An 11,431-nucleotide genomic window follows, 5' to 3' on the forward strand; every position below is an offset into this window, starting at 1 on the left:
GGGCTTCGTTCTGTTCTGCTGTGTTCTTGCGTTTCCGACTCTATCAGACTCTTTCGTGTCCGACTTCCTCGGTGCTTTCCAGTTCCAGCGCTTTCGCGCTTTCCCTTTCCGGCGATTCCGACTCTATCAGAAGTTCTCCACCGGATTTCCCGGCTTGGATTCCTGAATGAGGAGTCGGCGACGCCCCACTGGAATTCAATTCCTTGATGGGGGCGAGAGATAGGTTAAACCATCGCTGCCGAACTTGTCCAGTTCGAGGCAACCGTTCGAATCTACCTCCCCACGGGCTCCGTGTCAACGGTCTTCGCGGGACGACGAGGAGACTAGCAGCTCAGCAGGGCTGTCCGCACATCAGGCAGCGGTCGGGAGCGTCGCCGTCCGGTCCGCGGCTTCGACGTCGCCCACCTCGCCCGCGCGGGAGGCCCGGCCGCCCAGGACGAAGACGTAGATCAGGAAGGCGGCCTCGGCGAGGACGCCGATGGTGATGCGGGCCCAGGTGGGGAGGCCGGACGGGGTCACGAACCCCTCGATCAGGCCCGAGACGAACAGGACCACCGCGAGCCCGATGGCCATGCCGAGGGCCGCGCGGCCCTGTTCCGCCAGGGCGGTGCGGCGGGTGCGGGGGCCCGGGTCGATGACCGTCCAGCCCAGGCGCAGCCCCGTACCCGCGGCCACGAAGACGGCGGTCAGTTCGAGCAGGCCGTGCGGAAGGATCAGCCCGAGGAAGACATCGAGGCGGCCGGCGGAGGCCATCAGGCCCAGGCCGACTCCGAGATTGGCCATGTTCAGGAAGAGGATCCACAGCACGGGGAGCCCGAGGAAGGCGCCGAGGACGAGGCAGATCGCCGCCGCCTGGGCGTTGTTCGTCCAGACCTTGGCGGCGAAGGAGCCCGCGGGGTGGCTGGAGTAGTACGTCTCGTACTCGCCGCCCGGCTGCGTGAGCGCCTTCAGGTCCTCCGGGGCCGCGAGGGCGCCCTGGACCTCGGGGTGCGTGGCTATCCACCAGCCGATGAGCACGCCGAGAGCCGTGGAGAGCAGCGCGGTCGGTATCCACCAGCGGCGGCTGCGGTAGACCGCGGCCGGGAAGGCCGCCGTGAAGAAGAGGGCGACGTCGCGCCAGCCGGCCCGGCGGGTGCCCGTCACCGTGGCGCGGGCGCGCGCGACCAGCTGGGTCAGCCGGCCCGTGAGCATGGGATCGGGGGTGCTGGACTGGATCTGGGAGAGATGGGTGGAAGTGCGCTGGTAGAGCGCGACGAGTTCGTCGGCCTCCGCACCGGTGAGCTTGCGGCCGCGGCCCAGGAGCTGCTCCAGGCGGTCCCATTCCGCGCGGTGTGCCGTCACGAAGACGTCGAGATCCATCCGGTTGCCGCTCCCCTGCCCCAGGTCACCTGCTGCTGTACTGCTCGTGTGGTCAGCTTGGCAGACTGGAGGGCGTCGGGGCGGGGCAGGTCACATGAGAGGTGCTGCGGTGAGCGATCTGGTGACGGGGGACGCGGTCGTCCTGGGGCTCAGGCCCGCGAGGCTGCCGAGCCGCGGGCTGGCGATCCTCCTGGACCTGCTCGTGTACGTCACCGGGTACGTGCTGCTCTCGGTCGGCCTGGCCCTCGCGACCTCCTCGCTGGACGACGCCGCCCAGGCGGCGGTGGCGGTGGCGGGCTTCCTGCTGCTGATGGTCGGTGTGCCGATCGCGGTCGAGACGCTGTCCCACGGGCGTTCGCTGGGCAAGCTGGCGTGCGGGCTGCGGGTGGTGCGGGACGACGGCGGGCCGATCCGGTTCCGGCACGCGCTGGTCCGCGGGGCCATGGGGGTGGTGGAGCTGCTGCTGACCTTCGGGACGGTGGCGTGCTTCGCCTCGCTGATCTCGGCGCGCGGACGGCGGCTCGGGGACGTCTTCGCCGGGACGCTGGTCGTCCGCGAACGGGTACCGGGGGCCCGGGTGATGCCGGTGCCTCCGCCTCCGCCGTGGCTGGCCGGGCGGTTCACCGGGCTGGACCTGTCGGCGGTGCCGGACGGGCTGTGGCTGGCGATCCGGCAGTACCTGACGCGGATGAACCAGCTGGATCCGCAGGTGGGCGCCGCGATGGCGGCGCGGCTCGCGGACGATCTGGTGGCGCGTACGGGGGCGCCGCCACCGGTGGGGGTGCCGGCTGCCGCGTTCCTGATGGCCGTGGTGCACGAGCGGCAGACGCGGGACGCCGCCCGGGCCTTCGGCGCCGGTCCCGGTGCGCCCGGGGTGCCCAGGACCGTGGCGGGCCCGCCCGGGACGGCTCCGGGGACGCCGCCCGCGTGGGGGCACCCGGCTCCCGGGGCGCCCGTACCGCAGCCCGTACCCCAGGCGGGTCAGCCGGCCCCGGTCCCGGGCAGGGCGCCCGCCGCCCCGGTGATGGCGCCCGCTCCGGCGGCTCCCGTGCCGCCGCGGCCCGCGACCGGGTTCGCGCCCCCGGCGTGATCGCCTAGCCTGCACGGCATGTCTGCGAACATCGCCTTCACCTTCCGCGTCACGGGCATCGACGACGAGGCCCGGGCGCTGGCGGTCGTCGAGGAGCTTCGTGAGCTGATGCGGGACGAGAGCATCGGCGGCCAGGTGAGCATCGGCATCGTGCCGGAGCGCGGCGGGCACGTCGTCACCGGCGGGACCGACTTCCCGGTCTCCGTCAGCCGCGCCCACCTCTGGTGCCCGGAGTTCGAGAAGTCCCTCGCCTGGTACGCGAAGGAGGCCGCGCCTTCGGCGATGTGCGCGGTCGAGTGGAGCCACCCGGACGAGGAGCACTGACGCGGGGCCGCGCCGGGGATTGCCGGGCCGCTTCAGTCCTCGGGGAAGGTGGAGGGCGGGGTCTCCAGGTGTTCGAGTTCGATGCCGGGGGCCGACAGGACCACGTCGCCGGCGAGGTGGACGGTGTGGACCTCGCCCGTGTCCAGGGCGCTGACCTGGTACTCGTCCACCAGGAGCGGGCCGCTGTCGGTGGGGTGTTCCTCGCGGGCGAGCAGCGCCCACGCCTGGTCGACCGTACGCGGGGCCAGGACCGGGTCGGTGAGGGCGAGGAGCCGGACGCGGGTGGCGGGGGCACCGGGGGTCAGGCGCAGCAGGCGGGCCGTGGCGACGAGGAAGGCCGGGGAGGTCCCGGTGAAGCCGGGCGCGGCGATGTTGCCCTCGGTGGCCTCGCCGCCGGTGGGGTCGGTGCGGACCCAGGTGACGCCGTCGATGGCGGCCCCGCGGACCTGCCAGCTCGCGGCGTTCACTTCGAGGCGGATGGGGCGGCCGAGCTCGTCGATCGCGAGGTCGACGGAGCCGCGGTGGTCGCCGTTGGGGGCGGTGAGCTGGGAGACGTAGCGCCAGCCGGAGGGCCCGGGGGCGCAGTGGAAGTGCTCCTCGCCGAGGGGGGTGTGGTCGTGCGGGTCGTGGAGCGAGTAACGGCCGCGGGGCATGGTGCGCACACTTCTTTGGATCGAGGGATACGGGGCAGGCCCCCGGCACGGGTGCCGGGGGCCTGCTTCACGTTCTGCCGCCGCTGATCAGGGGCTGATCAGGAGCTGATCAAAGGTCGATCAGTAGCGGTAGTGGTCCGGCTTGTACGGGCCATCGACCTTCACGCCGATGTACGCGGCCTGCTCCGGGCGGAGCGTGGTCAGGCGCACGCCGAGGGCGTCGAGGTGGAGGCGCGCGACCTTCTCGTCGAGGTGCTTCGGGAGCACGTAGACCTCGGTCGGGTACTCCTCCGGCTTGGTGAAGAGCTCGATCTGGGCCAGGGTCTGGTCCGCGAAGGAGTTCGACATCACGAACGACGGGTGCCCGGTCGCGTTGCCCAGGTTCAGCAGACGGCCCTCGGACAGCACGATCAGGACCTTGCCGTCGGCGAACTTCCACGTGTGGACCTGCGGCTTGACCTCGTCCTTGACGATGCCGTCGATCTTCGCGAGACCGGCCATGTCGATCTCGTTGTCGAAGTGGCCGATGTTGCCCACGATGGCCTGGTGCTTCATCTTGGCCATGTCGGCGGCCATGATGATGTCCTTGTTGCCCGTGGTGGTGATGAAGATGTCGGCCGTCTCGACGACATCGTCCAGGGTCGCGACCTGGTAGCCGTCCATCGCCGCCTGCAGCGCGCAGATCGGGTCGATCTCGGTGACGATGACCCGCGCACCCTGGCCGCGCAGCGACTCCGCACAGCCCTTGCCGACGTCGCCGTAACCGAAGACCACGGCCGTCTTGCCGCCGATGAGGACGTCGGTGGCACGGTTGATGCCGTCGATCAGCGAGTGGCGGCAGCCGTACTTGTTGTCGAACTTCGACTTCGTCACGGCGTCGTTCACGTTGATCGCCGGGAACAGCAGCGTGCCCTCGGACATCATCTCGTACAGACGGTGGACACCGGTGGTGGTCTCCTCCGTCACGCCGCGGATCTCGGACGCGAGCTGGGTCCACTTCTGGGGGGACTCGCCGAGGGTGCGGTTGAGCAGGGTGAGGATGTGGGCGTACTCCTCGGAGTACGCCGTCGACGGGTCCGGGGCCGCGCCGGCCTTCTCGAACTCGACGCCCTTGTGGACGAGGAGGGTGGCGTCACCACCGTCGTCGAGGATCATGTTCGGGCCGCCGGTGGGGGTGTTCGGCCAGGTCAGCGCCTGCTCCGTGCACCACCAGTACTCCTCCAGCGTCTCGCCCTTCCAGGCGAAGACGGGGATGCCCTGCGGGTTCTCCGGGGTGCCGTTCGGGCCCACCGCGATGGCGGCGGCCGCGTGGTCCTGGGTGGAGAAGATGTTGCAGGAGGCCCAGCGGACGTCGGCGCCGAGGGCGGCCAGCGTCTCGATCAGGACGGCGGTCTGGATCGTCATGTGCAGCGAGCCGGTGATGTGGGCGCCGGCCAGCGGCTGCGCCTCGGCGTACTCGCGTCGGATCGACATCAGGCCCGGCATCTCGTGCTCGGCCAGGGTGATCTCCTTGCGGCCGAACGCGGCAAGGGACAGGTCTGCGACCTTGAAGTCCATGGGTGCTGCTCCTCATGGTTCGAGAGGTGGGTACGGCTGGTCCGTGCGCCGTCCTGGGGACGGGACACCGAGCACAGTCCGTCGGGGGTCCTCTCTCCCCTCGGCCGGTCGCGAGGACCGCCCGACCCGCCATCAGCAGCGACGCCTGACACTGACGACGAATCTACACCGATCGGTGGAGTGAGCCCCAGTCAGACGAGGAAGAAGGCGTGTGGTGATGTCAGGCCCTCCGACGGGCCCTTTCAGGGCCTTTCGTACTCTTGATCCGCCTTTTGGGCAGGGGAGGATGCCGGTGGATCGGGAACCCATGTGCGATCCCGCAGGACCCGTGGCACGAAGGAGACCTCAGTGACCAGTCCGGCAGACCCATCCGTGGACGGGGGCGCGGGCAGGCCCGCGGGCGTGCAGGGGCGCCCGAAGCTGCTCGCCGTCACCGCGTGCCCCACGGGGATCGCGCACACCTACATGGCCGCGGAGAAGCTCCAGCAGGCCGCCGACCGCCTCGGTGTCGACATGAAGGTGGAGACGCAGGGCTCGATCGGGGCCGAGAACGTGTTCTCTGACAACGATGTCAGAGAGGCGGACGGCATCATCATCGCCGCCGACAAGGAAGTCGACCGCGAGCGGTTCGCGGGCAAGCGGGTCCTCTCCACGGGCGTCGCGGACGGCATCCACCGGCCGGAGGAGCTGATCGAACGCGTGCGGAGCGCGCCGGTGCAGACCGGGACGGCGACCGCGGGTGCCTCCGGCGGTGGTGGCGGTGCCGGTGCCGGTGCCGGTGGCAAGGAGCGGAGCCTCGCCTACAAGGCCCTGATGAACGGCGTCTCGTACATGATCCCGTTCGTGGTGGTGGGCGGTCTGCTCATCGCCATCGCGCTGGCGCTGGGCGGGCACGCGACGGCCGAGGGGTACGCCACGACGCCCGGCACGTTCTGGGACCACGTCTTCCGGATCGGCGTCCTGGGCTTCACCCTGATGATCCCGATCCTGTCCGGCTACCTCGCGTACGCCATCGGCGACCGGCCTGCGCTCGTGCCCGGCATGATCGGCGGCTTCATCGCGAACACCGGCGCGCTCTACGGCTCCGAGTCGGGCGCGGGCTTCCTCGGCGCGATCGTGACGGGCTTCCTGGCCGGCTACCTGGTCCTGTGGATCAGGAAGGTCCCGGTGCCCAAGGTGGTCCGGCCGATCATGCCGATCATCGTGATCCCTGTCGTCGCCACCACCACGCTCGGCCTGTTCTTCATCTACGTGATCGGCGGGCCCGTCTCGTGGGTCTTCGAGAGCCTGACCGGACTGCTGTCCGGCATGACCGGGACCAGCGCGGTCCTGCTCGGCGCCCTGCTCGGCTTGATGATCGCCTTCGACATGGGCGGTCCGGTCAACAAAACCGCCTTCCTCTTCGGTACGGGGCTCATCGCGTCCGGCAACTACGTCGTGATGGGCATGTGCGCGGCGGCCATCCCGGTCATGCCGCTCGGCCAGGGCCTGGCGACGGTGCTGCGCCGCGGGTCGTACTCGGATCAGGAGCGCGAGACGGGGATGGCCGCGCTCTTCATGGGCGCGTTCGGCATCTCGGAGGGAGCTATCCCGTTCGCGGCGGCGCGGCCGGCCGCCGTCATCCCGGCGAACATGCTGGGTGGCGCGGTGGCCGGTGCGCTCGCCGGGCTTGCGGGGGTCGGCGACCACGTGCCGCACGGCGGGCCGGTCGTGGCCGCGCTGGGCGCGGTCGGCGGCGTCGGCTGGTTCCTGATCGCGATCGCGGCGGGCACCGTGGTGACGGCGCTGACCACGAACGCGCTGATCGGGCTCAAGGAGCGGAAGACCGCGGGCGGCGGCGCAGCAGCGGGCGGAGCGGGCATACCCGCGCAGGCCGCGCCGTCGGAGGTGCTCTCCGGGTACCTGACCGGACGGACCGTCAGGACGGAGCTGGTCTCCGGCTCCAAGGAGGCGGCGATCCGCGAGATGGCCGAGATGCTCGCCGCCACCGGCCGTGTCCGGGACGTCGACGAGCTCGTACGGGTCGCGCTCGCGCGGGAGGCGCAGGGTACGACCGGTCTCGGCGAGTCGATCGCGATCCCGCACGCCAAGACGGACGCGGTGACCCGGCCCACGGTGGGCTTCGCCCGGTCCCACGAGGGCATCGAGTGGGGCGCGCCGGACGGGACGAAGGCCCGGCTGGTCTTCATGATCGCGGTGCCGGAGGCCTCGGCGGGCGACGAGCACCTGCGGATCCTGGCGCTGCTGTCGCGCAAGCTGATGGACACCGGCTTCCGGGAACGGCTGCGGACCGCCCCCGACGAGCCCGCGATCCTGCACGTACTGCGCGAGATCCGCTGATCACGGCCCCGACCGCGTTCCGCAGGAGGCCGGCTCCGGCGCCGCCGGGCCGGACGTACGAAGGCCCCCGCGGGCCGGTGCGCGCGGGGGCCTTCGTACGTCGGTGGGTTACTTGGCGGCTTCGGGACGGTAGATGTCCGGCTCCAGGTAGATCACGCGGGCGATCGGGACGGCCTCGCGGATGCGGGCCTCGGCGGCGTTGATCGCGTCCGCCACCTCGGTCGCGGTGTCGTGTCCCTCGACGGCGATCTTGGCGGCGACCAGCAGCTCCTCCGGGCCGAGGTGCAGGGTCCGCATGTGGATGACGCGGGTGACGACGTCCCCGTCGACGAGCGCGGTCTTGATCTTCTCGATCTCTTCGAGGCCGGCGGCCTCGCCGAGCAGCAGGGACTTGGTCTCCGCGGCCAGGACGATCGCGATCACGATGAGCAGGGTGCCGATGCAGAGGGTGCCGATGCCGTCCCAGACGCCGTTGCCGGTCAGCAGGGCGAGGCCGACGCCGCCGAGCGCCAGGACCAGGCCGATGAGCGCCCCGAGGTCCTCCAGGAGGACGACGGGCAGTTCGGGGGCCTTGGCCCGCCGGACGAACTGGGTCCAGGTCTGCTTGCCGCGGATCTCGTTCGACTCCTTGATCGCGGTGCGGAAGGAGAAGGACTCGGCGATGATCGCGAAGACGAGCACGCCGACCGGCCAGTACCAGGCCTCGATCGGGTGCGGGTGGTTGATCTTCTCGATGCCCTCGTAGATGGCGAACATGCCACCGACGGTGAAGAGCACGATGGAGACGAGGAAGGCGTAGATGTAGCGCTCGCGCCCGTACCCGAAGGGGTGTTGCGGGGTCGCCTCGCGCTTGGCCTTCTTTCCGCCGAGGAGCAGCAGCCCCTGGTTCCCGGAGTCCGCCAGCGAGTGGACGCTTTCCGCGAGCATCGACGAGGAGCCGCTGAAGAGGTATGCCACGAATTTGGCTACAGCGATGGCGAGGTTGGCAGCGAGTGCCGCCACGATCGCCCTGGTACCGCCCGACGCGCTCATGGGTGCAGGATGTCCTTCCTAGCCACTGACTACCGGCCGCACATTGTTGCAGCCGCCGGGGCGGACGCCGCGTCAGACCACCACGGTGGCACGGAAGACCGTACCGTTTCCGGACAGTTCGACCTTTTCGCCCGCCGGTACGAAGACCGATTCGCCCGGGGCCAGCGGCAGTTCGCCGGCCGTCGCGGAACCGGCCGTCACGGAACCGGCCGTGCAGAGCAGGATCTGCGGGGCGTCCTGCGACAGCACGCGGGAGACGCCGCCGGGCGCGAGGAGGAAGCGGGAGAGCCGGAACTCGTCGATGGGGCTCTCGTAGACCTCCTCGCCACCGTCGCCTTCGGGGCGCAGCACGTTCGGGTCGCCCGGCTCGAAGCGCGCGATCTTCAGCAGCTCGGGCACGTCCACGTGTTTGGGGGTGAGTCCGGCGCGCAGCACGTTGTCGGAGTTGGCGAGCAGCTCGACGCCGAGTCCGTCGATGTAGGCGTGCGGGACGCCCGCGCCGAGGAACATGGCCTCGCCGGGCTGGAGTCGGACGTGGTTGAGCAGCATGGCCGCGATGACTCCCGGGTCGCCCGGGAAGTGGTGGGCCAGGGTGGCGTACGGGGCGTACGGTCCGCCCAGGCGCTCGGCGGCGGCCGCGGTCTCGTGGACGGTGTGGGCCATCTCGGCGCGGTCCGCGGTCAGTACGGCGGTGAGCATCTCGCGCAGGGCCGCCTCTTCGGGGTGCGCGTGCAGCAGGTCGACGTACGGCTTGAGGCTGTCCACCTCCAGGCCCGCGAGGAGGTCGGCGGCGTCCAGCGGCGCGCGGAAGCCGCACAGCCCGTCGAACGCGGTGAGCGCGCAGATCATCTCGGGCTTGTGGTGGGGGTCCTTGTAGTTGCGGTGCCCCGCGTCGATCGGGATCCCGCGGCGCTCCTCGTCCTCGAAGCCCGCCTTGGCCTGGGCCGTGTCGGGGTGGACCTGGAGGGAGAGCGGCGCGCCCGCGGCGAGGATCTTGAGGAGAAAGGGCAGCCGGGGGCCGAACTTGGCGACGGTGGCCGCGCCGAGCTCGCCTTCGGGGTCGGCCGCGATGACGTCCGAGAGGGCGACCTGGCCGGCGCCGCGGTCGAGGCGGGAGGGGGCGCCGGCGTGGGCGCCCATCCACAGCTCGGCCTGGGGCTCACCGGTGGGTTCGACACCGAGGAGCGTGGGGAGGGCCGTGGTGGATCCCCAGGCGTAGGGGCGGATCGTGTTCGTCAGGCGGTCCATCGTCGTCTTCCTGGATAGAGCCGGGGCAGGTGCGTGTACCTCAGCCGTGTCCCCCGGAGGCCAACGCCAGGTAGGCGGTGGCGAAATCCGTGACGGCGAGGAGTTCGGCGAGCTGCTCCAGCTCGACGCCCTCCTCCGGTTCGAGCTCGCTGATGGCCGTGTCGTGGCTGAGGGCGAGCTCGCGTGCGGCGGGGGCGGCGGTGAGGCCGCCCGCCGGCCGGTCACGCAGCAGGACGATGCGGGCACGAAGGGCCTGGGGCTCTTCGACCCGGTCACGGAAGAAGTCTTCGGGGTCGGCGCCTGCCGCGAAGGCCCCGGCGAGCAGGATGCCGTGGGCGGGCAGCGCCTCGGGGAGCGCGGCGGCCAGTGCGGGGCGGCCGGCGAGCTCGGCGAGGGTGGCGGCGAAGCGGCGGCCGGCGGGTGCGGCGCCGGTGCCCTCGCTCCAGATGAGCGGGAGGGAGTCGGCCAGCTCGGAGGCGAGGGTCTTGGCCGGGTTGGAGTACGTGGCGATGGCGGGCCCGCAGCGTTCGGCCGTGCGGTCGAGCCGGTCGGCGACGAGCTGCAGGGTGTCGGGGGCGGCGGTGATCAGGCCGACCCTGTCGAGGAGCAGCAGCAGGGGCGTGAGCAGCGCCCACAGGGCGCCGGGGCCCGCGGCGGCCGATTCGTCGTACTCCTGGTACGGGGCCTTGGCCATCGGTACGAGGAGCCCGTGCGCGCCGTCCACGGCCTCGCTCAGCGGTGAGCGCTCGGGGGCGACGGCGACGACGGTGCAGCCGCGCCGGTACGCCTGCTCGGCGAGGACGGCCAGCCCGGGCTCGGTGCCGTCGGTGGTGGCGACGAGCAGCAGGTCGACCGGGCCGGCCCAGCCGGGCAGGGCCCAGCGCAGTGCGCCGGCGGCGTGCGCGACGCCGGTGGGGTCGAGCCGGATCACGGGCGCGGAGGCGCCGGCGAGGGCTCCCAGCAGGTCGGCGACGCCGGTGGCGGCGGTGCCGGGCCCGGCGATCAGGACCGCGCGGGGGCGGCCGTCGGGCCGCAGCTCCGCGAGGCCCGCCTCGTTCGCATGCCGGGCCGCGGTACGGACTCTCGCCCCGGCCTCGGCCGCGCCGCGGAGCAGGCCCCGGCGGTCTACGCGGGCGAGATCGTCCGGTGCGTCGAGGAGCGACTCGTCGAGCATGGCGGCCTCCGGCGGTGTTGACGGATCCAGGGTGGCGGAATGATCAGGCGGGGCGGCGGGCCTCGTCGACCAGGAGCACCGGGATGCCGTCACGGACCGGGTACGCGAGGCCGCAGTCCTGGCCGGTGCAGATCAGCTCGGGGGCCGTCTCGTCGGCCGACTTGTCCTCGAGGGGCGAGTGGCAGGCGGGGCAGGCGAGGATCTGCAGGAGGCCGGCTTCGAGCGGCATGGGGCGGTTCCCTTCGGGCATGCGGATGGTTCTGGGGTGGAGCGAGGTCAGCGTACCGCCGAGTCACCTCCGGTGCGGGGTGGACTGTGCGCGGTGGCTCCCGCCGGGGTGGATGGGTGCGGCGCCGTGCCCGGGGGCGCTGCCCCCGGACCCTCCCCCAGACTCCGTCCGGGGGGACCCCCAGCGCCTCAAACGCCGGCGGGGCTGGATGTGCGCGGCTTCGGCCGGGGGCGGAGTGGGTTCCGCCCCCGGCCGACAAGCCTTGTTCAGCCGCGGATGAGGGCCAGGACCTCGTCGCGGACCTTCGAGAGGGTCGCCGCGTCGCGGGCCTCGACGTTCAGGCGCAGCAACGGTTCGGTGTTGGAGGCGCGGACGTTGAACCACCAGTCCTCGCCCGTCGCCGTCAGACCGTCCAACTCGTCCAC

10 protein-coding genes and 1 pseudogene are annotated in these 11,431 nt (G+C 71.7%); 3 read left to right on the top strand and 8 right to left on the bottom strand.

Translation table 11 applies throughout. The features are described 5' to 3' along the window. Positions 1 to 351 precede the first annotated feature (351 nt). A complete protein-coding gene (locus tag ACFYZ4_RS39675; protein WP_351304793.1) occupies positions 352 to 1,359 on the bottom strand; it encodes a stage II sporulation protein M in 1,008 nt (335 codons plus the stop codon). 109 nt (positions 1,360 to 1,468) lie between these two features. Between ACFYZ4_RS39675 and ACFYZ4_RS39680 the strand changes: the two genes are divergently transcribed. Then, positions 1,469 to 2,449, top strand: coding sequence for an RDD family protein (locus ACFYZ4_RS39680; RefSeq protein WP_390786297.1), 981 nt, complete (start codon positions 1,469 to 1,471; stop codon positions 2,447 to 2,449). Positions 2,450 to 2,467: 18 nt separating this feature from the next. Next, positions 2,468 to 2,773 (top strand): hypothetical protein, encoded by a 306-nt coding sequence (locus ACFYZ4_RS39685; RefSeq protein ID WP_351304799.1) that lies wholly within the window; start codon positions 2,468 to 2,470, stop codon positions 2,771 to 2,773. A gap of 32 nt (positions 2,774 to 2,805) precedes the next feature. Here ACFYZ4_RS39685 and ACFYZ4_RS39690 read toward each other — a convergent pair whose 3' ends face one another. Together ACFYZ4_RS39690 and ahcY are read right to left on the bottom strand one after the other, a co-directional pair. After that, a complete protein-coding gene (locus ACFYZ4_RS39690) occupies positions 2,806 to 3,426 on the bottom strand; it encodes a hypothetical protein (RefSeq protein WP_390786298.1) in 621 nt (206 codons plus the stop codon). Between the two features lie 120 nt (positions 3,427 to 3,546). Beyond that, on the bottom strand, positions 3,547 to 4,983 hold the full coding sequence (gene ahcY / locus ACFYZ4_RS39695) for an adenosylhomocysteinase (protein ID WP_390786299.1): 1,437 nt from the start codon (positions 4,981 to 4,983) through the stop codon (positions 3,547 to 3,549). Between the two features lie 348 nt (positions 4,984 to 5,331). On the opposite strand from ahcY, the gene ACFYZ4_RS39700 reads away from it, so the two are divergent. After that, a complete protein-coding gene (locus ACFYZ4_RS39700) occupies positions 5,332 to 7,323 on the top strand; it encodes a fructose-specific PTS transporter subunit EIIC (protein WP_390786300.1) in 1,992 nt (663 codons plus the stop codon). A 108-nt stretch (positions 7,324 to 7,431) separates the two neighbouring features. On the opposite strand, the gene ACFYZ4_RS39705 is transcribed toward ACFYZ4_RS39700, so the two are convergent. The 5 genes and pseudogenes from ACFYZ4_RS39705 to manB form a co-directional block, all read right to left on the bottom strand. Beyond that, the gene (locus tag ACFYZ4_RS39705) at positions 7,432 to 8,355 is read right to left on the bottom strand and encodes a cation diffusion facilitator family transporter (protein WP_351304079.1); all 924 of its coding nucleotides are present in this window, start codon (positions 8,353 to 8,355) and stop codon (positions 7,432 to 7,434) included. Positions 8,356 to 8,427: 72 nt separating this feature from the next. Further along, complete coding sequence (manA, locus tag ACFYZ4_RS39710; protein ID WP_351304082.1) at positions 8,428 to 9,603, bottom strand: mannose-6-phosphate isomerase, class I; 1,176 nt, start codon at positions 9,601 to 9,603, stop codon at positions 8,428 to 8,430. A 40-nt stretch (positions 9,604 to 9,643) separates the two neighbouring features. After that, positions 9,644 to 10,777 carry an SIS domain-containing protein gene (locus ACFYZ4_RS39715; protein WP_351304085.1) on the bottom strand — a complete coding sequence of 378 codons (1,134 nt, stop codon included), beginning with the start codon at positions 10,775 to 10,777 and terminating at the stop codon, positions 9,644 to 9,646. A 43-nt stretch (positions 10,778 to 10,820) separates the two neighbouring features. Further along, positions 10,821 to 11,006, bottom strand: coding sequence for a Trm112 family protein (locus ACFYZ4_RS39720; RefSeq protein ID WP_030015246.1), 186 nt, complete (start codon positions 11,004 to 11,006; stop codon positions 10,821 to 10,823). Positions 11,007 to 11,272: 266 nt separating this feature from the next. Further along, a pseudogene (manB, locus tag ACFYZ4_RS39725) lies at positions 11,273 to 11,431 on the bottom strand (phosphomannomutase/phosphoglucomutase); the annotation flags it as partial.

The sequence above is a fragment of the Streptomyces sp. NPDC001513 genome, assembly GCF_042894695.1.
GTDB lineage: Bacteria > Actinomycetota > Actinomycetes > Streptomycetales > Streptomycetaceae > Streptomyces.

Coding starts and splice junctions, on each gene's coding strand:
- ACFYZ4_RS39675 (WP_351304793.1), bottom strand. CDS start 1,359: ATGGATCTCGACGTCTTCGTGACGGCACACCGCGCGGAATGGGACCGC.
- ACFYZ4_RS39685 (WP_351304799.1), top strand. CDS start 2,468: ATGTCTGCGAACATCGCCTTCACCTTCCGCGTCACGGGCATCGACGAC.
- ACFYZ4_RS39690 (WP_390786298.1), bottom strand. CDS start 3,426: ATGCCCCGCGGCCGTTACTCGCTCCACGACCCGCACGACCACACCCCC.
- ahcY (WP_390786299.1), bottom strand. CDS start 4,983: ATGGACTTCAAGGTCGCAGACCTGTCCCTTGCCGCGTTCGGCCGCAAG.
- ACFYZ4_RS39705 (WP_351304079.1), bottom strand. CDS start 8,355: ATGAGCGCGTCGGGCGGTACCAGGGCGATCGTGGCGGCACTCGCTGCC.
- manA (WP_351304082.1), bottom strand. CDS start 9,603: ATGGACCGCCTGACGAACACGATCCGCCCCTACGCCTGGGGATCCACC.
- ACFYZ4_RS39715 (WP_351304085.1), bottom strand. CDS start 10,777: ATGCTCGACGAGTCGCTCCTCGACGCACCGGACGATCTCGCCCGCGTA.
- ACFYZ4_RS39720 (WP_030015246.1), bottom strand. CDS start 11,006: ATGCCGCTCGAAGCCGGCCTCCTGCAGATCCTCGCCTGCCCCGCCTGC.